Raw genomic sequence first — 26,039 nt, 5'->3', positions numbered from 1 at the left:
GCGTGGGGCGACAGCGCAGGCAGCGGGGGCTGCGTCAGCGGTCAATCTTGCTGCTTGGCAAACACATAACCGACACCGCGCACCGTGAGGATGCGGCGCGGGTTCTTGGCGTCGGCCTCGATGGCCGCGCGGATGCGGCCCATGTGCACGTCGATGCTGCGGTCAAACGCCTCCAGCTCGCGGCCGCGCACGGCTTCCATGATCTGGTCGCGCGTGAGCACCCGGCCTGCGCGCTCGGCTAGGGCCACCAGCAGGTCGAACTGGTAAGAGGTGAGGTCCGCCGCCTGCCCCGCCACCGTCACAGTGCGCGCGTCGCGGTCGATCTCCAGCGTGCCAAAGCGCAGCACCTGGGTGGCAGCGGCCGCGCCGCCACCATCCGTGCGCCGGCGCAGGATGGCGCGGATGCGGGCCAGCAGCTCGCGGGGCTCAAAGGGCTTGGGCAGGTAATCGTCAGCACCGAGCTCCAGCCCGATGATGCGGTCCATGGGGTCGCCCTTGGCCGTGAGCATGAGCACCGGCACCTGCGCCGCGTTGCCCTGCAGCGAGCGAATGCGGCGGCACACTTCCAGTCCATCCATGTCGGGCAGCATCAGGTCCAGGATCACCAGGTCGGGCAGCGGCCCGGCATCAGGGCCCTGCAACTGCGCCAGGCCACTTTTGCCATCGGCACGGTGCGTGACCTGCAGGCCCGACTGGCCCAGATACTCGCCCACCATCTGCGCGAGGCGGGCGTCGTCTTCGATCATCAGCAGTTGGGAGCTCATGGGGGCAGTGTAGTAGCGAGGCTTTGAAACTGTCTTCATGGTCCGGCCCAGCCGTCTCCCCGTGTTGAAGCCCCCGTAAAGTTCCGGTAAACCGGGTGGCGAGAGGCTTCAGAAATTGCTATCGATTTAGTAGCTGTCTGGACATATGAATCAGGCGCCACCGACCTTCTTAATGCGCGATGCCAGCCACACCAGCACCAGCACCGGCAGCCCCAGTAGCGCCGTGGAGGTGAAGAACTGGGCGTAGCCAAACGCATCCACATAGTCGCCCGAGAAGCCCGCCACGAACTTCGGCAGCAGCAGCATCATCGAGCTGAACAGCGCGTACTGCGTGGCCGAGTAGCTCACGTTGGTCAGGCTCGACAGGTAGGCGATGAACGCGGCCGAGGCAATGCCGCTGGCCAGGTTGTCGGCCGACACCACGGCAATCAGCGCCGTCACGTCGTGCCCGTGGCCCGCCAGCCAGGCAAACAGCAGGTTGCTGGCGGCGCTCAGGATGGCGCCCAGCATCAGGATGCGCATCACGCCAAAGCGCATGGACAACACGCCGCCCACGAAGGCGCCAGCGAGCGTCATGATCACACCGTAGATCTTGGTCACGGCGGCCACTTCGTCCTTGGTGTAGCCCATGTCCACGTAGAACGGGTTGGCCATGATGCCCATCACCACATCGCTGATGCGGTACACGGCAATCAGCGCCAGGATGAGCGCCGCATGCCAGCCGTAGCGGCGCAGGAAGTCGGCAAACGGGGCCACCAGTGCGCCCTGGACCCACTCGGCAGCGTTCTTGGCGGGGGGCAGCGCCACGGGCGCGGGCTCACGCGAAAACAACACGGTGACCACGCCCACGGCCATCGACGCCGCCATGGCCAGATAGGCCGCCTGCCAGGCGCCGTTCTGGTACGCGGCGGCACCCAGGGCCACGGCCTGGCCGACCGCGGGCGCGACCTCGGAGCGCGCGGCAATCCACAGCACACCGGCTCCGGCCCAGATCATCGCGAGGCGGTAGCCCGTCTGGTACGACGCCGCCAGCGCGGCCTGGTGGTTGGCGTCGGCCGATTCGATGCGGAAGGCATCGAGCGCAATGTCCTGCGTGGCCGAGCCAAACGCCACGGCCAGCGCGCACCACACGATGGGGCCCAGTGTGAGGCGCGGGTCGGCCAGCGCCATGCCGATGAGTCCCGCCACCACCACCAGCTGTGCCAGCAGCAGCCAGCTGCGCCGCCGCCCGAGCAGCCGCGTGAGCACCGGGATGGGCATGCGGTCCACCAGCGGCGCCCACACCCACTTGAAGCCGTAGGCCAGGCCCACCCAGCTCAGGTAGCCGATGGTGCTGCGGTCGATGCCCGCCTCGCGCAGGCGAAAGCTCAGCGTGCCCAGCACCAGCAGCAGCGGCAGCCCGGCCGAAAAACCCAGCGTCAGCATGCGCAGGCTGGCGGGCTCCAGGTACACGCGCAGGGTTTGCAGCCAGGGAGTGCGCGGGGGCTTGTCCGGGGCGGTAGCGGGAGCGAGGCTGGGGGTGGAAGATGTGGAGGTGTCTGACATGGGCGAGCGGGGGTTTTGTCTATCATCGCCGACGCACCCTTGTAGCCATCCTGTCAGCCTCCATCTGCGCGGCAGGCTCTGGTGTGTTGTGTGCCAGCGCTGCTCATTATTCCTTCTGGGATTGCCTTGTATGTGTCTTTTCTGCCCCGCTCCCTCCGTCGCGCCGTCGTCCCCCTGGTCCGCACGCCGCGCGTTCCTGCTGGCGGCGGGCGCCGCTGCGGCCACGCCGGTGCTGGCGCAGGTGGACGTGGGCTCGGCATCCAGCCTGCGCAAGCTCGTGCCCGCCGAGACGCTGGAGCAGTCTGCCGCCCAGCAGTACCGCCAGATGCTGGAGCAGGCCCGCGCCAAGCGCGCGCTGGCGCCCGACAACCACCCCCAACTGCAGCGCCTGCACGCCATCGCCAAGCGGCTGATCCCGTACGCCACGCCCTGGAACGACCGCGCCCGCCAGTGGCGGTGGGAGGTCAACCTGATCGGCAGCTCGCAGATCAATGCGTTTTGCATGCCCGGCGGCAAGATTGCGTTCTACACCGGCATCCTCGACCAGCTCAAGCTCACCGACGACGAGGCCGCGATGATCATGGGCCACGAGATGGCCCATGCGCTGCGTGAGCACGCACGCGAGCGCATCGCCAAGACGCAGGGCACCAACCTGGCGCTGCGACTGGGCTCGCAGCTGCTGGGGCTGGGCGACCTGGGGCAGGCGGCCGCCGGTCTGGGCGGGCAGTTGCTCACGCTGCAGTTCAGCCGCTCGGACGAAAGCGAAGCCGACCTGGTGGGGCTGGAGCTGGCCGCGCGCGCGGGCTACCAGCCGTCGGCCGCCGTGAGCCTGTGGCAGAAGATGGGCAATGCCAGCGGCAGCAAACAAGGCGGGCTGGCGTTTTTGTCCACCCACCCATCGGGCCCCGCGCGCATTCGCGAGCTGGAGCAGAACGTGCCCAAGGTGCAAGGCCTGTACGAGGCCGCGCGCCGCAACGGTTGACCTGCGAGATTCCGCAGGCCCTCAGCCTCTAAGACTGAGCCGCCAGGGTGCTTCTGGCGGCGTCTTCCCCCGCGAGCTGCACCCGGTTGCGCCCCGCGTGTTTGGCGGCATAGAGCGCCTGGTCTGCGCGGGCAATGGCGGCCTGCAGGTCGTCGGGCCCGTGCACCAGGGCCACGCCAAACGACAGCGTCAGGGCCAAGGGCTCGGGGCCGACGGGCAGCGGTGCCCGGGCGACAGCGGCACGGATGCGCTCGGCCGTGGCGCTGGCAGCGTCCAGCGGGCTGGCGGGCATCAGTGCCAGAAACTCTTCGCCACCCCAGCGCGCCAGCACATCGCCCTCGCGCAGGTTGTCGGCCAGCACCTGGCCCATGGCCACCAGCACCTGGTCGCCCACGGCGTGGCCGTACTGGTCGTTCACTCGCTTGAAGTGGTCCACATCGCACAGCAGCAGCGTCACCGGCGCGCCGCTGCGCCGGCTGCGCTCCAGCGCCTCGGTGGCCTGCGCGTCAAAGTGGCTGCGGTTGGCCAGGCCGGTCAGCGGGTCGCGCGTGGCCTGCTTGCGCAGGCGCGCCTCGGCAATGAGGATGGTGCGGCGGTAGAACGCCGACAGCGCTGCCGACATGGCAAACACCACGCAGATGTGCACCCAGTTCACGATCTTCACGCTGTGCGCGGGCAGCGGGTCCAGCGGCCCCACGGCGTCGCTCAGCATGTGCAGGCCCAGGTAGTAGGCCAGCAGGGCCAGCACCATGGGCGCGGCATAGCCGCGCGTGTTGGCGATCACGATGGCGGGGATGAACATCAGCAGGTAGTAGTGAAAGCCGCTCTCCCAGCCGATGAGCAGCGAGCCCAGGGCCGAGTGCCCAATCACCTCCAGCCAGATCAGGGCCAGTGCAGCGGTGTTGTAGCGCTTCTGGATGAGCCGGTAGGCGCCCAGGTACATGGCGATGCTCAGCACATTCACGGCCGCCAGCGGCATCGATCCCAGCCACAGAAACAGCAGGATGTAGCCCGCGTCGATGGCAGCGGCCGTCAGCGCGACCCGCTGCACCATGGCCCAGTAGGCCTTGCCCGCGAGGCTGGAGCCGCGCTGGGGTTCAAGCGGGGGGCGCGGCGCGTTGGATGGGGTCATGGCACGGGGGCACGGGCGGCCTGCAGAGGTGGCAAACCGCTCCATCGTAGCCCCCGGCGGTGTCGGGGGTGCGGCGAACTGGCTGGTATCCCGGGGTCTGATCGCCGCTGGGCACCCGGCGGCGCGGAGCAAGCGACCAGGGCCTGTGACGGCCTCCGGTAACCCATTTCAAGCCCAATCAGCTGGATGCGCTAGTGGAATATGCCTGGTGTGCTATGAATAAAAGAGCATTGATGGTCTATGCTCAGGTCCCGCCCACGTAGGGATTGCTTTGCCGCTCGCGCCCGAAGGTGCTCTCGGGCCCGTGGCCGGGAATGAACACCGTCTGGTTGCCCATGGGCCACAGCCGCTGCGTGATGCTGTCGATGAGCTGCTGGTGGTTGCCCTGGGGAAAGTCCGTGCGGCCAATGCTGCCCGCAAACAGCACGTCGCCTACAAACGCGCGGTCGATCTGCGGCGCGTGGAACACCACATGGCCGGGCGTGTGGCCGGGGCAGTGGCGCACGGCCAGCGTCTCGTTGCCGATCTGCACGGTGTCGCCGTCGTGCAGCCAGCGCGTGGGGGTGAAGTGCTGCGCGGGCGGAAAGCCGAACATGGCGCTTTGCTGCGGCAGCCCGTCGATCCAGAACTGGTCGCCCGGGTGGGGGCCCACGATGGGCAGCGACAGGCGCTGCGCCAGCTCGCCCGTGCCGCCGGCGTGGTCAATGTGCGCGTGGGTGAGCCAGATCTGCGACAGCGTCAGCCCGTGTTCTTCCACCGCTGCCAGCAAGGTGTCCAGGTCTCCGCCCGGGTCGATCACAGCGGCCTGCTGGGTGGCGTCGCACCAGACGATGGAGGCGTTCTGCTGGAAAGGAGTGACGGGGACGGTGAGGTAGCGGAGCATGGGATGGAGGCAGTAAACCCATCGCCCATCGGGCCAGGGCTGCTTTCTCCCAGGGGGCGATAGCGGGCTGGCGCGGCGGCGGCAGGGCCGGAAGGCAACAGCCGCGAGTTTCGCACAGGGCCTGTGCAGCGCCCGCCGTCCCTTGGCGGCCGCTTGGGGCCTCAGTCTGCGTCCACAGGCCGGCCCAGCAGCCGGTTCACGGCGGTGCGCAGGCCCTCGAGCGACGTGGTGTTGAGCACGAACACCACAAAGCCCTCGATCTGGCTGCTCAGCAGCTCAAAGCGGATGTGCAGGAACACCACCAGGTGGTTCTGGATGCGGGTGCCCAGGATGGTGCGGCTGTCGCCCATGCCGAACCGTGGCGGGCTCAGTTCGAACTCGTGGCCCAGCAGGTCGGACAAGGCGGCGATGCAGGCGTTGAGCATCACGTTGCCCACCTCGGTCAGCGCATCCTGCTCGATGGCGCTCAGGTCTTCGCTGGGCACGTTCTGCCCGGCGACGATGCGCACGATCTCCAGGCTGCGGTGGCCTGGAAAGATCAGCAGGGCATCGCCGTTGAGCACGCCGCGAAACGGCTGGCGCACGCCATACATGGGGTGGCCCTGGGCGCCCAGTTGCTGCGCCGCCTCGCTCACGGTGAACACGCTGACATGCGGCACCGACAGCAGCACCTCGTCGCGCAGCAGGCTGCCCATGGCGGCGGCGGCCTTGCCCACGCCGATGTTGAAGATCTCGCTCAGTGCATCGATCTGTTCGGCGTCTAGCTGGATGGGCATGTCAGGCTCCTGCGAGGGCGATGAGCTGTTGGGCGGCTTGGGCGGTGATGGGCTTGGCAATGAACACCATACCCGCTTCCTCGATGCGCTCCTGCACGGCGTTCTGCACATTGGCTGTGAGGATGGCAATGGGCACCCGGGGCAGCAACTGGCGCAACGCCAGTGCGGCATCCAGGCCGTTCATGCCGTGCATGTTGAAGTCCATGGAAACCAGGTCCACGGGGTTCTCGCGCGCCAGCTGCAAGGCTTCTTCGCCGCTGCTGGCATGCACGATGGTCCAGTCGGGGTGGGCCTGTTGCACCAGGCCCTGCAGGATCAGGCGGGACATGCGGCTGTCATCCACAATCAAAAGGCGCAGGCTCATGGTTGTTGTGTCGTTGGTTAAGGTCAGAGTTCGGGGTGCGCCGCCTCGTGGGTCAGCACCCGGTTGCGGCCGGCGGCCTTGGCGCGGTAGAGCGCCGCGTCGGCATCGGCCATCAGCGGCTCGATGCCTGTGTGGTGGCGCTCGCTGGCAGCCATGCCGATGGAAATGGTGAACGTGACCGGGTGCCCTGCAGGCGACGCCAGGCCCAGCTGTGCGATGGCGCCCCGGATGCGCTCGGCCACCTGGCCTGCGCTGTCGGCTCTGGCATGGGGCAGCAGCGCGGCAAATTCCTCCCCGCCCAGGCGGCCGAGCAGGTCGGCCTCGCGCAGGGCCTGGCCGATGGCCTCGGCACAGGCGCGGATGGCGGTGTCGCCCATCTGGTGGCCGTACCGGTCGTTGATGCGCTTGAAGTGGTCGATGTCGATCATCAGCACGGTGCAAGGTTGTCCATGGCGGCGGCAGTGGTCGAACAGGGCGGTGCTGCGCTCCATGAAGGCCCGGCGGTTCAGCAGGCCGCTCAGCGCATCGCGCGTGGCCAGTTCGCGCAGCTGGGCCTCCAGGGCCTTGTGGGTGCTGATGTCAAAGCCCCACAGCAGGTGGGCCAGCTGGCCCTCGACGTCGATGAGGCGGGCCGACAGCGAACTCCAGCGCGGGGCATGGGTGCCGATCTGCGCCTCCATGGCATCGACCTGCCCGTACTGGTCCAGGGTTTGCATGAAGCGCTGGCGTGTGTCGGGGTCGTGCAGCAGGTCGGGCAGAAACAGGGTCTGAGGAGCGGTTTTGAGCCCCAGGCGCTCGGTCAGCCGGTGGTTGATGAAATGCACGCGACCGCTCTCGACCTCGGCCAGCAGCACGTCGCTGGGGCTGGTGTCCAGGATGAAGCCCAGCAGCGCGCGGCTTTCTTCGAGCTTGCGCGTGCGCCGGGCCACGCGGTCTTCCAGCTCCCGGTTGGTTTGCGCCAGCTGCCGCGATGCGGCTTTGGCGGCGCGTGCATCCTGCACCAGCCGGGCAATCAGCAGCGTGGTGCCCACGAGCAGAGCGCTCAGCACCACGCTGAGCACGATGAAGCGCTGGTGCAACTGCTGGCGCGCCTGGTCTGTCTGCTGGGTGCTGAACAGGTGCACGGTGGCCACTGCCTGGCGCAGGCGCTCCAGCAGCGCGTCGGACTGGCGGGTGATGTCTTCGGCCACGCGCAGCGCCTGTGTGGGTGTGGCCGTCGCCTGCGTGCGCCGCGCCGCGGTGCTGCCGGGCTCGTTGGCGTTGGCCTGCGACGACCAGCGCTCCACCTGAGTGCGCAACCCGTCCAGGCCCTGTGCGGTGTCCGGCAGTGCCTCGCGCAGCTGGGTGCTCACGCGCGGTCCGCGACCGCTGGTGTCGAGGGTGCTGTACAGCACGTCCAGCCGGTCGACCAGGTCTTGCGCGCTGGCCTCCCAGGCCCGCAGCTGGCGCGCCAGCAGACTCACCCGCGCCAGTTCGTTGTGCACGCTGGCGATGTACCAGAGGTCGTTTTGCTGGTGGGGCTGCGCAAGGTCCTGGGCCTGGCGCAGCGTCCACCACAGGGCCGCAGAGGTGCCCAAAGCCATGGCCACCACCAGGGCCAGCAGCCGGTGGGTGGTGCGTGTGTTGCTGGCGGCGGGCTGCTGCTTAGCGGATGGAGACAGCATGGACCTGCCAGATGGTGCGGTTGACGTAGTCCTGGCCCTGCTGCAGAGCGGGGTGGGCATCAAACGGGTAGATCAGGATCAGTGGCCCCTTGTCGCGGATGCCCATGCGCTGGCCGTCGCGCCGGTAGGCCAGCACGGGGTTGTAGCGAAGCAGGTCGCTCCAGGGGATCACGACGGCATAGTCGTTCAGGGCCATCAGCACGATGCGGCTGCGTTCGCCGCCCCCGAGCTGCTCCACCAGGTGGCGCAGCGGAACACCAGTCCAGCGGTGTGTACCCGCCATGCCCAGCGCGGGGGGCAGGGCGGTGGTGATGTCTAGCGCTGGCAGTCGCTCCAGGGCCTGCAGGTCGCAGGCCTGCGCCTGGCCGTCGCCGGCAGGCTGCAGTTGCAGCACGCTGCGGCCCTGGGGGGCTGGGCACAGCGGGGCGGGGTGGGCCCACAGCGGCAGGCACAGGCTCAAAGGTCCGAGCAGGGCCACCAGGGTGGCGTCTGTGCGGGCCCGCAGGGCAGCCAGGAATCGGAACAACATCGTCACCACTTTCACATCCAGCCAGCGCGCCGGGGACCTGGAATGGCTCCAGGTGCGGCAGCTGGCACGGCTTGACTATGCCCGTGAAAGCAGGAAAACCGACTGCCGTCCAACGGAAAATTGCCGCGAGATGGGTGGTTTTGACAATTGTTGACGGTTTTTGGGGGCTTGTGGGTGACTGCCGGGGCTGAAGGCTACAGGTTGGTCGCCGCCACCACTTCGCTCATGTCGGTCAGGCCCTGCAACACCTTTTCGATGCCGTCCTGGCGCAGGGTGAGCATGCCGGCGGCGAGCGCAGAGTGCCGGATGTCCGAAGCCGGGGCCCGGTGGCGGATGTGCTGGCGAATGGCTTCGTCGCTCATCATCAGCTCGTGGATGCCCAGGCGACCGTGGTAGCCGTGGCCTTCGCATTTGGCGCACCCCACGGGGCGCCACATCCGCAGCTCGCCCTGGGCGCCGCCGTATTGCTGGCGCCAGCGTGCGATCTGCGCCTGGCGCGCCTCGGCGGTGTTGTGGGTGCCACTCTCCAGGTACTGCGACGCCAGGCCCGCCAGCATGTCGTCGTCGGTCACACGCGGCTCGCGGCAGGCGGTGCACAGGCGCCGCACCAGGCGCTGCGCCAGGATGGCCAGCAGCGAGTCCGAGAAGTTGAAGGGGTCGAGGCCAATTTCGAGCAGGCGCGCAATGCTCTCGGGCGCGGAGTTGGTGTGCAGGGTGGACAGCACCAGGTGCCCGGTGAGCGAGGCCTCGATGGCGATGCGTGCCGTCTCCTCGTCGCGCATCTCGCCGATCATGATCACGTCCGGATCAGCGCGCAAAAAGGTCCGCATGGCGGCAGCAAAGGTCCAGCCGATGCGTGGGTTCACCTGCACCTGGCGCAGGCCCTCCTGCGTGATCTCGATGGGGTCTTCGGCCGTCCAGATCTTGCGGCCTGCGGTGTTGATGTCGCGCACCACCGAGTGCAGCGTGGTCGTCTTGCCGCAGCCCGTGGGGCCACACACCAGCACCAGGCCATAGCTTTTTTGCACCACCGCACGCAGCGCCAGCAGGTTGGGCTGGCTCAGGCCGATGTTCTCCAGTGGCAGGGGCTTGGCGCCTGCCAGCAGGCGCAGCACCACGTCCTCCAGTCCGCGCGAGGTGGGCACCGTGACCACCCGCAGCTCCACCGGAGGGCCGCCAAAGCGGGCAAAGTCGATCTTGCCGTCCTGCGGTTTGCGGTGCTCCGAGATGTCCATGCTGGCCATGATCTTGATGCGTGCCACCATCGCAAAGCGGTAGCGCGCGGGCAGCTCCAGGTAGGGCACCAGGTCGCCATCGATGCGCAGGCGCACGCGCACGTTGTGCGGGGCGGGCTCGGTCTCGATGTGGATGTCCGACGCACGGTGGCTGATGGCTTCGTCAATCACCGAGTTGATGAGCCGCACCAGGGTGTTGTCCGACTCGCTGATCACGTCGGCCTGCTCGGTGTCTGCGTCTGGCGACGCAGTGGCCAGGTTGGTCAGCAACTCCTGCGAGGTGGCGCGTGCGCCGGCTGCCGCGCCGCCCGCGTCGGCAGGGCGGGTGCGGTAGGCCTTGTGGATGGCGGGCATCAGCGTGCCGGGCGCTGCGCGCAGCGGGATCAGCCGCCGCTGGGTCAGAAAGCGGATCTCGTCGATCAGCACGCGGTCCCAGGGGTCCGCCATCAGCAGCACCAGCGCGTCCTCGCGTGCGATCAGGGGCAGCACGGATTCGCGCTCGGCCACGGCACGGGGGATGAGTGCCAGGGCCGGCGCTTCGGGCGTGATGTCGCCGGGGTGCACGGTGTATTCACCCAGCCAGGTGGCAATCACGCTGCGCAACTGGTCCTGGGTGAGTGCCCCCCGGTCCACCAGGATCTGGCCGATGGGCCGCTGCACGCCATTGCCGCGCTCCTCCTGCTGCGCCTGCAGGCCCTCTGCCAGGTCCGGCGTGGACAGCAGCCCCGCGTGGACCAGCGCCTCGCCCAGGTGCCGGGCCTTGCCCACCGTGGGGTGGGGGGTGGAGATCTGACGCCACAGCGCTTCGGCGCTCTGGGGGCGAAAACTGTGGGCGGGAGGCGGGGCGGAGGTGCTGGCGTCGGTCATCGGGGCAGAGGGGCTGGGGCAGGGCTCAGAGGGTCAGTGCGTAGTCCACCGTGATGGGTGCGTGGTCCGAGAACTTTTCGCCCTTGTAGATATGTTCAGCACGCGCCAGCGCCGCGATTGCAGGGGTGGCCAGGTGGTAGTCCAGCCGCCAACCCACGTTGTTGGCATAGGCCTGGCCGCGGTTGCTCCACCAGGTGTAGGCGGTGTCGGTGGCGGTAGGTTGTAACTGACGGTAAACGTCTATGATGCCGCCGCCTTCATCAGTTGTGTGCAACAACTTTGTCATCCAGGCGCGTTCTTCGGGCAAAAAACCACTGTTCTTCTGGTTGCTGCGCCAGTTTTTGAGGTCGATTTGCTGGTGCGCAATGTTGATGTCGCCACACAGGATGAAGTCGCGCTCGGCCTTCAGGCGCATGAGGTGGGGGTGGAACTCCGCCAGAAAGCGGAATTTGGCCTGCTGCCGCTCTTCGCCCGACGAGCCGCTGGGAAAGTACGCACTGATGATCGACAGCTTGCGGGCGGGCGTGTCAAAACGCAGTTCGACATATCGGCCTTCTGCATCGAACTCGGTCGATCCATAGCCAATGACTACATCCGACGGCACGTGCCGCGTGTAGATGCCGACGCCCGAATAGCCCTTTTTCTGGGCAAAGTGGAAGTGCCCCTGCAGGTCGGCCAGGCGCTCGAAGCGGTTGGCCATGTCGGCGGCCTGGGCCTTGACTTCCTGCACACAAATACAATCCGGCCGCGTGGCTGCCATCCAGCTTTCCACGCCTTTGCTGGTGGCCGAGCGGATGCCATTGAGATTGAGGCTGGTTAACTTGAACAAGGATTTCCCCATGGTGGATGTTGGCGTGCAAACCCCCGAACAGGGCCAGCTGGCGCAGGATTTCGTCCGTTTTGCCGTCGAGTCGGGCGTGCTGCGGTTTGGCGAATTCAAGACCAAAGCCGGGCGCCTGAGCCCCTATTTTTTCAACGCCGGACTGTTTGACGACGGCCGCAAGATCGGCCGGCTCGCGGAATTCTATGCAAAAGCCCTGCTGGCCAGCGGCATCGAATTCGACATGGTGTTTGGCCCCGCGTACAAAGGCATTCCGCTGGCTGCCACCGTGGCGGTGGAGCTGGCGCGCCTGGGCCGCAACGTGCCCTTTGCCTACAACCGCAAGGAGGCCAAGGACCACGGCGAAGGTGGGACCCTGGTGGGTGCGCCCCTTAAGGGCCGGGTGCTCATCGTCGACGATGTGATGTCGGCCGGCACGGCCGCCCGCGAGTCCATCGCCATCATCCGCGCCGCCGGCGCCACGCCCCACGCAGTGGCCATTGCGCTGGACCGCCAGGAGAAAGCCACCGAGAATGGCCAGGACGTGGACCACAGCGCCGTGCAGTACGTGCGCAACCAACTGGGCATGCAGGTGTGTGCCATTTCACGGCTGGCAGACTTATTGCTCTTTCTTGAGCAGAATGGGGAAGAGGGGATGCGTTCCCACCACGAAAAGGTGCTGGCCTACCGCCAGCGTTACGGCGTCAACGAGGGGTAGATGGTTTGAGCAAATCGGCGTGGATCATGGGCGGGGTTCTGTTGGCCACCCTGGGCGCCGATTGGGCGCGGGCGCAAGCCCCCGGGACATCCAGCGGCATCTACACCTGCGTGGACCGCAATGGCCGGCGCCTGACGGCCGACCGTCCGATCGCTGAATGCCTGGACCGCGAGCAGCGGGAACTCGGGCCCTCGGGCATCGTACGGCGGCAAATTGGCCCCTCGCTGACCGAGCAGGAACGAGCCGCGCAAGAGGCGCAGCGCCGCAAAGAGGCCGAAGCCCGTGCCCGCGAGCTGGAAGAGCGCCGCCGCGAGCGCGCGCTGACGGCCCGCTATCCCGACAAGGCCACGCACGATGTGGAGCGCGCTGCGGCCATTCAGCTCGTCGATGACGTGACCGCCACCGCCGAAAAGCGCCTGGTCGAACTGGCCCAGCAGCGCAAAGCCTTCGATGTGGAGATGGAGTTCTACAAAAAGGACCCCAACAAAGCCCCCATGGCACTGCGCCGCAAGATTGCCGAGAACGAAGACAGCATTGCCGAGCAGCAGCGCTTCATTGCTGGGCAGGACCAGGAAAAGCGCCGCGTGCACCAGCGCTTTGACGTGGAGCTGGCCCAGCTGCGCAAACTGTGGGATGCGCAGCGCATGCCACTGCCGGGCACAACGCCTGCCAGCGACGCCTCCGCTCCAGCCGCCACGCGGTGAGGCCCGCGGGGGGGGGGGCACTTCACCTGCCATTGGCCTGCGACGTCCGCCACCCCATTGAGAAGATCCAAACAACAAAGGGCCTCGCGGCCCTTTGTTGTTGGTGTTGTTGCCAGTCGGCGTGCGTCAGTCCGCAAGCTTGGCGCGCAACAGTTCGTTGACCTGCGTCGGATTGGCCTTGCCCTTGCTGGCCTTCATGATCTGGCCGACCAGCGCGTTGAAGGCCTTGTCCTTGCCCGCGCGGAACTGCGCCACGTTGTCGGGGTTGGCGGCAATCACCTCGTCGATGATCTTCTCCAGCGCGCCGGAGTCGTTCATCTGCTTGAGGCCCTTGGATTCGATGACGGCATCCACTTCGGTCGACTCTCCGGTCCACAGCGCATCAAACACCTGTTTGGCGGCGTTGTTGGAGATCGTGCCGTCGGCAATGCGGCCGATCAATGCGGCCAGCTGCGCTGCAGTCACAGGAGCTTGCTCGATACCGGTCTCCGCCATATTCAGGCGGCGCGACACCTCTCCCATGATCCAGTTGCTGGCCAGCTTGGGCTGGCTGCAGGCTTTGGCCGCCGCTTCAAAGTAGGCCGCCATGGCCTTGCTCTGCGTGAGCGTGGTGGCGTCGTACTCGGGCAGGCCATAGTCCGCCACAAAACGGGCGGCCATGGTGCGAGGCAATTCAGCCATCTGCGCACGTTCATCCTGCACCCACTGCTCCGAAATGTGTAGCGGAGGCAGGTCGGGGTCCGGAAAGTAGCGGTAGTCCGCCGCGTCTTCCTTGGTGCGCATCGCGCGGGTTTCGCCCGTGTCGGGGTCGAACAGCACGGTGGCTTGCTGGATTGCATCACCGTCTTCGATCTGCTCGATCTGCCAGCGAATTTCGTAGTCGATGGCCTGCTGCATGAACTTGAACGAGTTCAGGTTTTTGATCTCGCGGCGCGTGCCCAGTGGCTGGCCAGGCTTGCGTACGGACACGTTGGCATCGCAGCGGAAGCTGCCCTCCTGCATGTTGCCGTCGCAGATACCGATCCAGGTGACGATCTTGTGCAGCTCTTTCGCGTAGGCCACGGCCTCTTCGGACGAGCGCATGTCGGGTTCGGTCACGATCTCCAGGAGCGGCGTGCCCGCGCGGTTCAGGTCGATACCACTCTGGCCGATGAAGTCTTCATGCAGCGATTTGCCTGCGTCTTCTTCGAGGTGGGCGCGCACCAGGCGCACGGTCTTCTTCTCGTCGCCCAGAAAGAACTCGACCTCGCCGCCCTGCACCACCGGGATCTCGAACTGGCTGATCTGGTAACCCTTGGGCAGGTCAGGGTAGAAGTAGTTCTTGCGCGCGAAAATGCTCACGGGCGCAATGTGGGAGCCGAGGGCCAGTCCCAATTTGATAGCGCAGGCCACGGCTTCGCGGTTCATCACCGGCAAGGTGCCGGGCAGGGCCAGGTCCACGGCGCACGCCTGGGTGTTGGGCTCGGCGCCAAAGGCGGTGGGAGCGCGGCTGAAGATCTTGCTCTGGGTGGCGAGCTGGGTGTGGGTTTCGAAGCCGATGACAACTTCGTAGCCATGGATCAGTTTGGCGGTCATGTCAGAAGCCCTCCGGACGGCGGAGGTGGAAGTCGGTGGCTTGCTGCAGGCGGTGCGCAGCGTTCAGAAGGCGGGCTTCCTGGAAGTAGTTGCCCAGCAGCTGCAGGCCGACGGGCATGCCGCCCTCGCCAAAACCGGCGGGCACGCTCATGCCGGGCAGGCCGGCCAGCGAGCCGGGCAGGGTGAAGATGTCGGCCAGGTAATCGGCCAGCGGGTCGTTGCCGTGGTCGCCCAGCTTCCAGGCCACCGTGGGGGCCACGGGGCCGGCGATGACATCGCATTCCTTGAACGCGTTTTGGAAGTCGTCGGCGATCATGCGGCGGATCTTCTGCGCCTGCAGGTAGTAGGCGTCGTAGTAGCCATGGCTCAGCACATAGGCACCGATCATGATGCGGCGCTTGACCTCGTCGCCAAAACCTTCGGCGCGAGTCTTCTTGTACATGTCCACCAGGTCGGTGTAGTCCTTGGCGCGGTGGCCAAACTTCACGCCGTCAAAGCGGGAGAGGTTGGACGACGCCTCGGCCGGAGCAATGATGTAGTAGACCGGAATGGACAGCTGCGTGCGCGGCAGGCTGATGGGCACGAGCTTGGCGCCGAGCTTCTCGTATTCCTTCAGGGCACCATCTACGGCGGCGCGCACGTCGGGCGCCAGGCCTTCGCCAAAGAACTCGGCGGGGATGCCGATGCGCAGGCCGTCGATGCTGTCGTTGAGCTTGGCGCTGAAATTCTCGGCGGGCACGTCCAGGCTGGTGGAGTCGCGGTCCGGGTCCGGGCCGCACATGGCGGACAGCAACAGTGCGCAGTCTTCGGCCGAGCGGGCCATGGGGCCTGCCTGGTCGAGGCTGGAAGCGAACGCGATCATCCCGTAACGGCTGGCGCGGCCATAGGTGGGCTTGATGCCGGTGATGCCACAGAACGACGCGGGCTGGCGGATGGAGCCGCCGGTGTCGGTGCCGGTGACGGCCGGGGCCAGGCGCGCGGCCACGGCCACGGCGCTGCCGCCGGACGAGCCGCCGGGGATACGGTCCGTGGCCCAGGGGTTGCGCACCGGGGCGGGGGCGTCAAAGCCCACGGGGGCGACGGCGGAGTTCTCGTTGGCCGAGCCCATGGCGAACTCGTCGCAGTTGAGCTTGCCCAGCGTCACGGCGCCCGCGTCGGCCAGCTTGGTGACCACGGTGGCATCAAAGGGCGACTGGTAGCCCGCGAGCATCTTCGAGCCTGCGGTGCTGGGGAAACCTTTGGTGACAAAGATGTCCTTGTGCGCGATTGGCACGCCCGCCAGCGGGCCGGCGGTGCCTGCGGCAATGGCGGCGTCCTGGGCGCGGGCCTGGGCCAGGGTGATGTCCGGGTTCACGGCCACGTAGGCGCCCAGGTTCTGGTGGGCCTGCGCGCGGGCGAGGAAATGCTGGGCGGCCTCGACGGCCGAGACGCGGCGCTCGCGCAGCTCGGCGGCCAGCTGGGCCACGCCCAGGTCATGCAATGCGGTGGAAGTCATGCGGCGGGGCTCTTACTCGATCACTTTGGGCACGAGGAACAGGCCTCGTTCGACGGCGGGGGCGCTTTGCTGGTTGGCTTCGCGCTGGTTGGGCTCGCTGGCCACGTCGTCGCGCAGCCGCAGGGCCACGTCCTGGATAGCTGCGACGGGGTGGGCCAGGGGCGTGACGCCCGAGGTATCCACAGCCCGCATCTGTTCCACGATGTCAAAGAAGCCATTGAGCTGCGTGAGCATGCGCTCACTTTCGGAGGGCGTCAGCTCAAGCCGCGCCAAGTTGGCAATGCGGCCGATGTCCTGGGGGGTCAGTGCCATAGGGAGGAGAATCTAGAGAAACCAGAAGTAAAGCTGTGATCCGGGCTGCGCCGGAGGGAGTTATTCACAGGGGATGGGGTATTATCCCGGCTTTGCCGCAAAGCTCCTGGAATGGGAGTCAATTGCGTGAAAAAAGCCCATAAACACCCCCCTGAATACCTGGCGATGGCAGGCCGACGCGCATGCCGTGCCCGAGAGGATTTTTGAATGTTCGGAGCTTTCCGTCGGTATTTCTCCACCGACCTGGCCATTGACCTTGGCACAGCCAACACCCTCATCTTCGCCCGCGACAAAGGCATCGTGCTCGACGAGCCCTCCGTTGTCGCCATCCGCCACGAAGGCGGGCCCCATGGCAAGAAAGTCATCCAGGCCGTAGGCCACGAGGCCAAGGCCATGCTGGGCAAGGTGCCCGGCAACATCGAAGCCATCCGCCCGATGAAGGACGGCGTGATCGCCGACTTCGTGATCACCGAGCAGATGATCAAGCAGTTCATCAAGATGGTGCACCCGCGCACGCTGTTCACCCCCAGCCCGCGCATCATCATCTGCGTGCCCTGCGGCTCCACCCAGGTCGAGCGCCGCGCCATCAAGGATGCGGCCGAGGCCGCGGGCGCCACGGCGGTCTACCTGATCGAAGAGCCCATGGCCGCCGGTATTGGCGCGGGCCTGCCGGTGTCGGAAGCCAGCGGCTCCATGGTGGTGGACATCGGCGGCGGCACCACCGAAGTCGGCGTGATCTCGCTGGGCGGCATGGTCTACAAGGGCAGTGTGCGCGTCGGTGGCGACAAGTTCGACGAGGCCATCATCAGCTACATCCGCCGCAACTACGGCATGCTGATCGGCGAGCCCACCGCCGAAGCCATCAAGAAGAACATTGGCTCGGCCTTCCCGGGCTCTGAGGTGCGCGAGATGGAAGTCAAGGGCCGCAACCTGTCCGAAGGCGTGCCACGCAGCTTCACCATTTCTTCTAACGAAGTGCTGGAAGCCCTGACCGACCCGCTGAACCAGATCGTCTCGGCCGTGAAGAACGCGCTGGAACAAACCCCCCCCGAGCTGGGCGCCGACATTGCCGACCGCGGCATGATGCTCACCGGCGGCGGCGCGCTGCTGCGCGACCTGGACCGCCTGCTGGCCGAAGAAACCGGCCTGCCCGTGCTGGTGGCCGAAGACCCGCTGACTTGCGTGGTGCGCGGCTGCGGTATCGCCCTGGAGCGCATGGACCGCCTGGGCAGCATTTTCACGAGCGAGTAAGTCGGCAGGCCTGTATGCTGCAGGCACTTTTTTTGCGCTCTGAATTGCATGACTGCACCTGCTCCAATGCTTGTTTCTGAGCACCCGCCCGTGGAGCCCGCTCCCCGCGGCAGATCCTGACCGCTGCGCACCATGCCCCTGGGTACTCTGGAGCGCAGCGCTCCCCCTTTCTTCAAACAGGGCCCTTCGGCCCTGTCGCGTTTGGCCGTGTTCAGTGCGCTGGCGCTGTTCCTCATGGTGGCCGACGCACGCTTTCAGATTACCGGCCCCTTCCGTCAGGCCGTGGCCACGGTGCTGTACCCGGTGCAGTGGCTCATGCTGCAGCCGGTGGAGTTCGCGAGCCACGGGCGCAGTTATTTCCAGTCGCTGCAAACCGCGCAGGAAGACCTGGATGCCGCCCGCAAGAAGATGACCGTGATGGGCCAGCGCGCCAACCAGGCCGACCAGCTGGCCATGGAAAACCAGCGGCTGCGCAAACTGCTGGAGCTGCGCGACCGGCTCCAGACCCCTGCACAGGCGGCCGAAGTCATCTATGACACCGCAGACCCCTACACGCGCCGCGTGGTGCTGGACCGGGGGCAGCTGGGCGGCGTGGAGCTGGGCGCTCCGGTGATGGACGAGGCCGGTGTGCTGGGCCAGGTCACCCGCGTGTTTCCGCTGGTCAGCGAAGTCACGCTGCTGGTGGACCGTGACCAGGCGATTCCGGTGCTGAACATCCGCACCGGCGTGCGCGGCGTGGCCTATGGCGATCCGGTGGCGGGCCATGGTGGTGGCATGGAGCTGCGCTTCATGCCTGCCAACGCGGACATCCGCGAAGACGACCTGCTGACCACCAGCGGCGTGGACGGCCTGTATGCGCCGGGCCTGCCCGTGGCGCGCGTGGTGAAGGTGGAGCGCCGTGCCGACTCCGCGTTTGCGCGCATCTACTGCGTGCCTTTGGCGCAGGTGCAGGGTGCGCGCCATGTGGTGGTGCTCAAGCCCCTGGCCGACAACGAATTGCCCCGCCCGGATGCGGCCCCCGCCGCGCCCGCGAACAAACGCGGGGGCCGCAAATGAGCCGCCGCCTTGCCCCGATGACCCCGACACAAGGAGGCCCGCGATGATCATGCCGCGGGGTGAGCCCCTGCTGATGCCGGTGAACCCGGTGTTCATCTGGGCCAGTCTGGCTGCGGGTCTGGCCATCAACATGCTGCCGCTGGGCCGCGTGGTGTGGATGCCTGATCTGCTGATGGTGCTGCTGGTGTTCTGGGGCGTGCACCAGCCGCTGCGCATTGGCATGGGCGCGGCCTTTGTGCTGGGCCTGTGCATGGACGTGAGCCAGTCTGCGCTGCTGGGCCAGCATGCGCTGTCCTACACCGTGCTGTCGTTCGGAGCCATCGCCATCCACCGCCGTTTGCTGTGGTTCAGTGTGCCGTCGCAGGCGCTGCAGGTGTTTCCGCTGTTTGCCGTTGCCCATGCCATCGAGCTGCTGCTGCGCATGGCGGCGGGCGGAATTTTCCCGGGGTTCTGGAGCTTTCTGGCCCCGTTCCTGGAGGCGCTGCTGTGGCCCCTGGCCAGCTGGGTGCTGCTGGCGCCCCAGCGCCGCCCGCCCGACAAAGACCAGAACCGGCCGTTGTGAACATGAGGCAACAACCCCCTGAGCGGCCGCGCTGCGTCCCCCTTCTCTCGCAGTGCAGTGCGCTGCGGGAAGGTCGGCGACGCGCTCGCGGCGGGGCGACCCTTGCTCGGCGTCCCCTGGCCTGGGCCGCGCCAGTCACACAGGCAGCCAGCTTCTGGGCCGTGTTTTCAGGGGTGAGGCCATGACCGAGGTGCGCAACAGCGAAGCCGACGCCTCGCGGTTCCGGGTGCGCGCCGTGGTGGTGGGCCTGGTGGTGATGGCGGCGTTCTGCCTGGTGGCGGCGCGCCTGGTGTACCTGCAGGTGGTGCGCCATGAGGACCTGGCAGCCCAGGCGGAGAGCAACCGCACGGCCGTGGTGCCCATCGTGCCCAACCGGGGGCTCATCCTGGACCGCAACGGCGTGGTGCTGGCTACCAACTATTCGGCCTACACGCTGGAGATCACGCCCTCGCGTGCCGGCGTGCTGGACGAGACCATCGATGCTCTGTCCAAGGTGGTGGACATCCAGGCGCGTGACCGCCGCCGCTTCAAGCGGCTCATGGAAGAGTCGCGCAACTTCGAATCCCTGCCCATCCGCACCCGCCTGACGGATCAGGAGGTGGCGCGTTTCACCGCCCAGCGCTACCGCTTTCCGGGTGTGGACATCAAGGCGCGGCTGTTTCGCAACTACCCGCTGGGCGACGTGGCCAGCCATGCGATTGGCTACATCGGGCGCATCAACCAGACCGAGAAGTCCCGCATCCAGGACTCGGAGGACGAGGCCAACTACCGGGGCACGGAGTACATCGGCAAGCTCGGCATCGAGCACAGCTTCGAGTCGGCCCTGCATGGCGCGACCGGTGTGGAGCAGATGGAAACCTCGGCGGGTGGCCGCGCCGTGCGCAAGCTTTCCAGCCACGCCGCCACCCCCGGCGACAGCGTGATGCTGTCCATCGACATCAAGCTACAAAAACTCATCGAAGAGCTGTATGGCAGCCGCCGCGGAGCGCTGGTGGCGATCGACCCGCGCAATGGCGAAATCCTGGCGCTGGTGAGCAAGCCCACCTTCGACCCCAACCTGTTTGTCGAAGGCATTGATGCCGAAAACTGGGCCGCGCTCAATGAGTCCATCGACAAGCCGCTGCTCAACCGCGCCCTGCGCGGCACCTACCCGCCCGGCTCCACCTACAAGCCCTTCATGGCGCTGGCGGCGTTGCAGCTGAACAAGCGCTCGCCCAGCCTGGTGGTGAACGACCCCGGCTTCTACACCTTCGGCGGCCACACCTTCCGCAGCCACGAGGGCGGGCTGGGGGGCGTGGACATGCACCGTGCCATCCAGTTCTCCAGCAACACCTACTTTTATTCGCTGGCCGTGGACATGGGTGTGGATGCCATCCACGACTTCATGAAGCCGCTGGGTTTCGGCCAGTCTACGGGCATCGACCTCAACGGCGAAGTGCGGGGCACGCTGCCCAGCACCGAGTGGAAGCGCAACACCTATAAGCGCGCCGACATGAAGCGCTGGTTCCCGGGCGAAACGGTGTCGCTGGGCATTGGGCAGGGCTACAACAATTTCACGATGCTGCAGCTGGCACTGGCCGAGGCCACGCTGGCCAACGGGGGCATCCGCTATCGCCCCCACATGGCCAAGGCGGTGAAGAATGCGGTCACCGGCGCCATCACCGAGATCGTGCAGCCCCCTGGCATCAACCTGGGTTACCAGGCCAAAAACGTGGAGCTGGTGCGCAATGCCCTGGTGGCGGTGAACAAGGGCGGCACGGGCACGCGGGTGTTCATGGGCGCGCCCTACACCTCGGCCGGCAAGACGGGCACCGCCCAGGCCGTGACCATGGGCCAGAACGTGAAGTACAACGCCAAGGCGCTGGAGGAGCACCAGCGCGATCACTCGCTGTTTGCGGCCTTTGCCCCGGCAGAGAACCCTACCATCGCCCTGGCGGCCATTGTGGAGAACGCAGGCTTTGGGGCTGCCCACGCCGCCCCGATTGCGCGGCGCGTGTTTGACTATTGGCTGCTGGGCGAATACCCCAGTGAAGAAGACATCGCCGCCGTACAAAAGGGCCTGGCCAGTGCGCCCATGGGCAAGCCCCGCAAGGCCAGCGAGGTGCCGTTGGTCGCTCCTTGATCTGGCACTGGATTGCTATTGAATTAATAGCTGTTGACGCAATATCGACTAGCGCTACAAGCTATTTTCGCTTCAAAATCGCCTGCTAGGCACCGGCGGCGCGCGGTGACGGCTGGAGCTGGCTGAACACCAGCGCTGCCACAATCAGCGCCGCCCCGCTCAGCCCGGCCCAGCCCAGCTGCTCGCCCAGCAACATCCACGCCGTGAGTGCGGCAAACACCGGCTCCAGCCCGAACACGATGGCGCTGCGCATGGCATCCACGCGCTGCTGGCCCCAGGCCTGCAGCGTCACCACCACCACGCTGGCCAGCAGGCCCAGGTACAGCAAGGCCAGCAAGGCGTCCACCGGCAGGTGGGCGGCCGAGTGCAGCCAGTCCATGTTGCCGCTTTGCACCAGCAACAGCGCAGTGGAGGCCAGTGCCATCACTGTGGTCTGTGCGGCGGCCATGCGGGTGGCACGCAGGGGCTGTGCGACCGTGCGGCGCGCGCATTCTTCCAGCGCCAGGATGTACAGCGCATAGAACACGGTGCTGGCCAGCGTCAGCGTATCGCCCAGGTTCCAGGGCTCGTTCTCGTGGAACATCAGCGCCATGCCTGCCAGCGCCATCACGCAGGCGCCCCACAGGCGCCAGCCGTAGCGCCGCCCCAGCGCTGCCATCGCGATCAGCGGCACCACCAGCACGTTGAGCCCGGTGACAAAGGCATTGCGGTTGCTGCTGGTGCGTGCGAGGCCCTCGATCTGCAGCCAGAACGCCAGGAACAGCAGCAACCCCAGCGCGCAGCCCCAGCGCCGCTCGTGGCGGAGCATGCCGCGCCACAGCGGCGCCAGCACCAGCAGTGCGATCACAAACCGCAGCCAGATGATCTGCAGTGCGTCGAGGTGCGCCGAGAGCAGTTTCATCGCCGGGAAGGTGGTGCCCCACACCACGGTCACAGCCAGCAGGGCCATCAGGCCCCAGCGTTCAGTACGCATCGACAAATTCCTAAATACCAAAAAGAAAAAGGGCCACCGGTTGCCCGGTGGCCTCTGCTTTGCAGAGTGTGCAGCGTGCCCGTTCAGTGGCTGACCTGGCCCAGGAACGCGCGGATGCGGTCGTTGGCCGGGTTGCTGAAGAACTCCTGCGGCGGGGCATCGTGCGCGATACGACCCTGGTCGAAGAACATGACCCGGTCGGCCACCTCGCGCGCAAAGCCCATTTCGTGGGTCACCACGATCATGGTCATGCCACCACGGGCCAGGCCGCGCATCACGTCCAGCACTTCCTTGACCATCTCGGGGTCGAGGGCCGAGGTGGGCTCGTCGAACAGCATCACCTTGGGTTGCATGGCCAGTGCGCGGGCAATGGCCACCCGCTGCTGCTGCCCGCCCGACAGCTGCCAGGGGTACTTGTGCGCATGGTCCTGCATGCCCACGCGGCGCAGCAGCTGCATGGCCTCGTCGTTGGCCTGGGTGCGCGGGGTGCGGCGAATGCGGCGGGGCGCCAGCGTCACGTTGTCCAGCACGCTCATGTGGCCGAACAGGTTGAACTGCTGAAACACCATGCCCACCTCGCAGCGCTGGCGCTGCAGGGTGGTGAGGTCGTCGCACACCTCCACGCCATCGATGGTGATGCGCCCGCTGTCGTGGGGCTCCAGGCGGTTGATGGCGCGCAGCAGGGTGCTCTTGCCCGAGCCCGAGGCGCCAATGATCACCGTCACCTCGCCGGTGTGGAACACGGTGGACACGTCCTTGAGCACTTGGTGCGCGCCAAACGACTTGCACACGCGCTCGGCCACGATGTAGGGCTTGGGTGGAACGTTGGAGTTCATTGGTTGCGGCCCTCCACGTCAAAGCGGTACTCGACGGCGTTGGAGATCTGTGTGACCAGTGTGGTCAGCAGCAGGTAGGTGATGGCCACCGTGGTCAGCGTGGCGATGGGCTGGAACGTGGCCGACTGGATGCGGTTGCCCACGTTGGTCAGCTCCACCACGCCGATCGCGTAGGCCAGCGAAGAGTCCTTGAGCAGCGCCACAAAGTTGCTCACCAGCGGCGGCAATGATATCTTGAACGCCTGCGGAAACACCACGTCCATGAACACATGCATGCGGCCCAGGCCCAGCGCCCGGGCGGCCTCGGTCTGACCGCGTGGCACGGCCAGTAGGCCCGCGCGCAGCGCTTCGGCGTTGTAGGCGCCCACATTGAGTCCCAACGCCACGACGGCGGCGGCAAAGTCGGGCAGGTTCAGCCCTGGCACCAGCACCGGCAGCGCAAAGTACACAAACAGGATCTGCACCAAGAGCGGTGTGCCGCGAATGGCCCAGATGTACACGCCAGCAATCCAGCGCACGGGCGTCCAGCGGGCGGTGCGGGCCAGCGCCGCAGCTGTGCCCAGCACCAGGCCCACGGCACCGCTGACCAGCGTGAGCCACAGCGTGGTGCGCGCACCTTCAGAAAACGCCTGGGCATTGGGGCCGATGGGGTCAGGGAAGAACGACAGCAATTGGCCTAGCAACGAGAGGGCCAGCACCATCACCACCAGTGCAGCGACCAGCGTGGCATTGCTGCGCTGCTGTCGGGACCAGCTTTGTGGCCAAAGAGCGAGAAGCATGGATCAGACGACCAGAAGGTCTTGGTTGGAAATCGGACTGGGGCAGGGCGATCATGCACCCGCCACCAGAAACGGCAAAGGGTGCGCAGCAGGCCCGAGCCCTCTGCGCACCCCATGTGCCATCACATCAGTTGCAGCGCACGTCTTCGTTGAAATACTTCTTGGAGACGGCGGCGTAGCTGCCATCGGCCAGCACTTCGGTGAACGCCTTGTTCCAGGCATCGGCCAGGCCGGTGTTGCCCTTGGCCATGGCGGGGGCGATGCGCTCGATGAACAGCATGTCGCCCAGCTTGAAGCCGGCTTTGGCGTTCTTGGCAGCGGCTTCCTTGGCCACGAACTTGTCGCTGACCCAGGCGTCCACGCGCTTGGAGATCAGGGCACGCTGGGCGTCGGTGTCTTGCGGGAAGTTCTTCACTTCCTTCACGCCGCTGACCTTCTTGACCTGCTCCAGGTAGCTGGTGCCGGTTTGCACGGCCACGACCTTGCCGGTCAGGTCCTTGGCGTTGCGGATCTTGTCGTCCATGGCCACGATGATGCCGCCCGAGCAGTAATGGGGGTTGGCAAAGGTCACGGCCTTGGAGCGCTCGTCGGTCACACCGTGGGAGGCAATCACGGCGTCCCAGCGGTTCTGGCCCAGGCCGGTCAGCAGGGCGTCAAAGCCCAGGGTCTTCCATTCGAGCTTCAGGCCCATCTTCTTGACCACCAGCTCCGCCACTTCCACCTCAAAACCCGTCAGCTTGGTGCCTTCGAAGTAGTTGAAGGGAGCGAACTGGCCCTCGGTGGCCACGATGATCTTGCCGTCCTTCTTGACTTCGTCCAGCGTGCGGGCCTGGACGGCGAGGGCAGCGCACAGCGCCACGGCGGTGACAACGGCAGACTTGAAAAATTGCATGACAGGTTCCTGTGGGGGTGGTTCAGGTACAAAAAATCCGGCCTGCGGGTAGGCAGGCCGGAGCGGGTGGATGCGGACATCGCCATTGGCGATGGGCCTCGTCATCAAACGGAAACGTGCGGAAATTATAGGACGCGCGTTCACATTCGGGCCATGCAGGGCAACCCCGATGACCTCGGAGCGCCCTGGTGGTAGGCCTTGCAGGGCGTTGCAAGTTGGGTGCCACCCTGGCAACCGACACCTGGTGGGTGAAGTGCAGGCCTACCGCAGAAAGGCGTCGTACCCCGTCTTCAGGATCAGGGTGCTCACCACCACGATGAAGATGCCCCGCACAAAGCCGGTGCCATGCTTGAGCGCCATGTGGGTGCCGAGCAGGCTGCCCAGCACGTTGGCCACGGCCAGCGTCACCGCAAAGTGCCACCACACATGGCCCTTGGCGGCAAACAGCGCAATGGCGGCGACGTTGGTGGCGCAGTTGAGCAGCTTGGCCGACGCCGAGGCATTGAGAAAGTCGTAGCCCAGCAGCCGCACGAACAAAAAGACGAAGAAGCTGCCGGTGCCCGGGCCAAAGAACCCGTCATAAAAACCGATGAGCACACCAATCAGGCAGGCGGCGATCACCTCGGCCCGGCCCGCGAACCGGGGGGTGTGGTGCCGCCCCAGCTCCTTCTTGGCCAGGGTGTAGAGCAACACGCCCAGCAGCACCAGGGGCAGCAGCTTGCGCAGGAAGTCGGCCGACACCACGGTGACGGCCCAGGCGCCCACGAACGAGCCGGCAAAACCGGCGGCTGCAGCCGGCAGCATGGCCGACCAGCGAATCTGCACCTTGCGGCTGTATTGCCAGGTGGCCATGGCGGTGCCCCAGACCGAGGCCGCCTTGTTGGTGCCCAGCAGGGTGGCTGGGGGCGCCCCCGGAAAAGCTGCAAACAGCGCGGGCACCATCACCAGTCCACCGCCCCCCACGATCGCATCCACAAAGCCCGCGAGCAGCGAGGCCAGGGTCATCAAAATCCATTCCATCGCAGGATTGTCGCACCGGGCCTGCTATCGATTCAGGACCGCTCAGGATCGAGCGGGCAAGAAAAAGGCGCTGGGATCGCCAGCGCCTGAAAGGGTTCACACCTCGTTGGGTGTTTTGAATGTGGTTCTTGGTAGAAAGGTTGTCTCCTCGGGCCCCTCGCTTGGCACACCGAAGCGCGCTTT

General features: G+C 66.5%; 25 protein-coding genes. 7 read left to right on the top strand and 18 right to left on the bottom strand.

Annotation, left to right across the window (positions count from 1 at the left end):
- Positions 1–41 precede the first annotated feature (41 nt).
- Positions 42–764 carry a response regulator gene (locus ASD75_RS00295; protein ID WP_056643106.1) on the bottom strand — a complete coding sequence of 241 codons (723 nt, stop codon included), beginning with the start codon at positions 762–764 and terminating at the stop codon, positions 42–44.
- 150 nt (positions 765–914) lie between these two features.
- Entirely contained in the window at positions 915–2,309 is a 1,395-nt protein-coding gene (locus ASD75_RS00290) for an MFS transporter (protein WP_056742164.1), read from the bottom strand.
- Between the two features lie 130 nt (positions 2,310–2,439).
- Here ASD75_RS00290 and ASD75_RS00285 point away from each other — a divergent pair, with 130 nt between their 5' ends.
- A complete protein-coding gene (locus tag ASD75_RS00285; protein ID WP_056742161.1) occupies positions 2,440–3,291 on the top strand; it encodes a M48 family metallopeptidase in 852 nt (283 codons plus the stop codon).
- A gap of 28 nt (positions 3,292–3,319) precedes the next feature.
- Here ASD75_RS00285 and ASD75_RS00280 read toward each other — a convergent pair whose 3' ends face one another.
- The 8 genes from ASD75_RS00280 to ASD75_RS00245 form a co-directional block, all read right to left on the bottom strand.
- Positions 3,320–4,423: a GGDEF domain-containing protein gene (locus ASD75_RS00280; RefSeq protein WP_056742159.1), complete on the bottom strand. Its 1,104-nt coding sequence runs from the start codon at positions 4,421–4,423 to the stop codon at positions 3,320–3,322.
- 244 nt (positions 4,424–4,667) lie between these two features.
- On the bottom strand, positions 4,668–5,306 hold the full coding sequence (locus ASD75_RS00275) for an MBL fold metallo-hydrolase (RefSeq protein WP_056742157.1): 639 nt from the start codon (positions 5,304–5,306) through the stop codon (positions 4,668–4,670).
- A gap of 161 nt (positions 5,307–5,467) precedes the next feature.
- On the bottom strand, positions 5,468–6,082 hold the full coding sequence (locus tag ASD75_RS00270) for a hypothetical protein (RefSeq protein WP_056742155.1): 615 nt from the start codon (positions 6,080–6,082) through the stop codon (positions 5,468–5,470).
- 1 nt (position 6,083) lies between these two features.
- A complete protein-coding gene (locus ASD75_RS00265; protein WP_225580994.1) occupies positions 6,084–6,446 on the bottom strand; it encodes a response regulator in 363 nt (120 codons plus the stop codon).
- Between the two features lie 23 nt (positions 6,447–6,469).
- Positions 6,470–8,110, bottom strand: a complete 1,641-nt coding sequence (locus tag ASD75_RS00260; protein WP_056742153.1) for a diguanylate cyclase — start codon at positions 8,108–8,110, stop codon at positions 6,470–6,472.
- Positions 8,091–8,639 carry a molybdopterin-dependent oxidoreductase gene (locus tag ASD75_RS00255; RefSeq protein WP_143227300.1) on the bottom strand — a complete coding sequence of 183 codons (549 nt, stop codon included), beginning with the start codon at positions 8,637–8,639 and terminating at the stop codon, positions 8,091–8,093. Before ASD75_RS00255 ends, ASD75_RS00260 begins: the two co-directional genes overlap by 20 nt.
- 194 nt (positions 8,640–8,833) lie before the next feature.
- Positions 8,834–10,741, bottom strand: coding sequence for a GspE/PulE family protein (locus ASD75_RS00250; protein ID WP_056742152.1), 1,908 nt, complete (start codon positions 10,739–10,741; stop codon positions 8,834–8,836).
- 25 nt (positions 10,742–10,766) lie between these two features.
- Positions 10,767–11,570 carry an exodeoxyribonuclease III gene (locus ASD75_RS00245; protein ID WP_056057754.1) on the bottom strand — a complete coding sequence of 268 codons (804 nt, stop codon included), beginning with the start codon at positions 11,568–11,570 and terminating at the stop codon, positions 10,767–10,769.
- A 10-nt stretch (positions 11,571–11,580) separates the two neighbouring features.
- On the opposite strand from ASD75_RS00245, the gene pyrE reads away from it, so the two are divergent.
- A complete protein-coding gene (gene pyrE / locus ASD75_RS00240; RefSeq protein WP_056742150.1) occupies positions 11,581–12,279 on the top strand; it encodes an orotate phosphoribosyltransferase in 699 nt (232 codons plus the stop codon).
- A gap of 5 nt (positions 12,280–12,284) precedes the next feature.
- Positions 12,285–12,983, top strand: a complete 699-nt coding sequence (locus ASD75_RS00235; RefSeq protein WP_116748633.1) for a DUF4124 domain-containing protein — start codon at positions 12,285–12,287, stop codon at positions 12,981–12,983.
- A gap of 126 nt (positions 12,984–13,109) precedes the next feature.
- Here the strand turns inward: ASD75_RS00235 and gatB are convergent, their stop codons facing one another.
- From gatB to gatC, 3 genes are read right to left on the bottom strand one after another with little or no spacing between them, the layout of a single operon-like run.
- A complete protein-coding gene (gene gatB / locus ASD75_RS00230; protein ID WP_056742146.1) occupies positions 13,110–14,558 on the bottom strand; it encodes an Asp-tRNA(Asn)/Glu-tRNA(Gln) amidotransferase subunit GatB in 1,449 nt (482 codons plus the stop codon).
- A gap of 1 nt (position 14,559) precedes the next feature.
- On the bottom strand, positions 14,560–16,053 hold the full coding sequence (gene gatA / locus ASD75_RS00225; RefSeq protein WP_056742145.1) for an Asp-tRNA(Asn)/Glu-tRNA(Gln) amidotransferase subunit GatA: 1,494 nt from the start codon (positions 16,051–16,053) through the stop codon (positions 14,560–14,562).
- A 12-nt stretch (positions 16,054–16,065) separates the two neighbouring features.
- Positions 16,066–16,365, bottom strand: a complete 300-nt coding sequence (gene gatC / locus ASD75_RS00220) for an Asp-tRNA(Asn)/Glu-tRNA(Gln) amidotransferase subunit GatC (protein ID WP_056742143.1) — start codon at positions 16,363–16,365, stop codon at positions 16,066–16,068.
- A 207-nt stretch (positions 16,366–16,572) separates the two neighbouring features.
- On the opposite strand from gatC, the gene ASD75_RS00215 reads away from it, so the two are divergent.
- The 4 genes from ASD75_RS00215 (at position 16,573) to mrdA (ending at position 21,356) form a co-directional block, all read left to right on the top strand.
- Positions 16,573–17,616, top strand: a complete 1,044-nt coding sequence (locus ASD75_RS00215; protein WP_008907364.1) for a rod shape-determining protein — start codon at positions 16,573–16,575, stop codon at positions 17,614–17,616.
- A 132-nt stretch (positions 17,617–17,748) separates the two neighbouring features.
- Positions 17,749–18,672 (top strand): rod shape-determining protein MreC, encoded by a 924-nt coding sequence (mreC, locus tag ASD75_RS00210; RefSeq protein WP_056742141.1) that lies wholly within the window; start codon positions 17,749–17,751, stop codon positions 18,670–18,672.
- A gap of 43 nt (positions 18,673–18,715) precedes the next feature.
- The gene (gene mreD, locus ASD75_RS00205) at positions 18,716–19,234 is read left to right on the top strand and encodes a rod shape-determining protein MreD (protein WP_056057460.1); all 519 of its coding nucleotides are present in this window, start codon (positions 18,716–18,718) and stop codon (positions 19,232–19,234) included.
- A 181-nt stretch (positions 19,235–19,415) separates the two neighbouring features.
- Positions 19,416–21,356: a penicillin-binding protein 2 gene (gene mrdA / locus ASD75_RS00200; protein WP_056742139.1), complete on the top strand. Its 1,941-nt coding sequence runs from the start codon at positions 19,416–19,418 to the stop codon at positions 21,354–21,356.
- Positions 21,357–21,441: 85 nt separating this feature from the next.
- On the opposite strand, the gene ASD75_RS00195 is transcribed toward mrdA, so the two are convergent.
- From ASD75_RS00195 to ASD75_RS00175, 5 genes are all read right to left on the bottom strand, one after another.
- Complete coding sequence (locus ASD75_RS00195; RefSeq protein ID WP_056742137.1) at positions 21,442–22,329, bottom strand: DMT family transporter; 888 nt, start codon at positions 22,327–22,329, stop codon at positions 21,442–21,444.
- Between the two features lie 83 nt (positions 22,330–22,412).
- Positions 22,413–23,165 (bottom strand): amino acid ABC transporter ATP-binding protein, encoded by a 753-nt coding sequence (locus ASD75_RS00190; protein WP_056057470.1) that lies wholly within the window; start codon positions 23,163–23,165, stop codon positions 22,413–22,415.
- Positions 23,162–23,944, bottom strand: a complete 783-nt coding sequence (locus ASD75_RS00185) for an amino acid ABC transporter permease (RefSeq protein WP_056057473.1) — start codon at positions 23,942–23,944, stop codon at positions 23,162–23,164. Before ASD75_RS00185 ends, ASD75_RS00190 begins: the two co-directional genes overlap by 4 nt.
- Before the next feature lie 127 nt (positions 23,945–24,071).
- Entirely contained in the window at positions 24,072–24,836 is a 765-nt protein-coding gene (locus ASD75_RS00180) for an ABC transporter substrate-binding protein (protein ID WP_056057476.1), read from the bottom strand.
- Positions 24,837–25,097: 261 nt separating this feature from the next.
- Positions 25,098–25,856, bottom strand: coding sequence for a TSUP family transporter (locus ASD75_RS00175; protein WP_056742136.1), 759 nt, complete (start codon positions 25,854–25,856; stop codon positions 25,098–25,100).
- Positions 25,857–26,039: the final 183 nt, after the last annotated feature.

Source organism: Acidovorax sp. Root568, from assembly GCF_001427445.1.
GTDB lineage: Bacteria > Pseudomonadota > Gammaproteobacteria > Burkholderiales > Burkholderiaceae_C > Acidovorax > Acidovorax delafieldii.
Note: the sequence above shows the minus strand (reverse complement) of the source record. Positions and strands in the feature narration are given on the sequence as shown.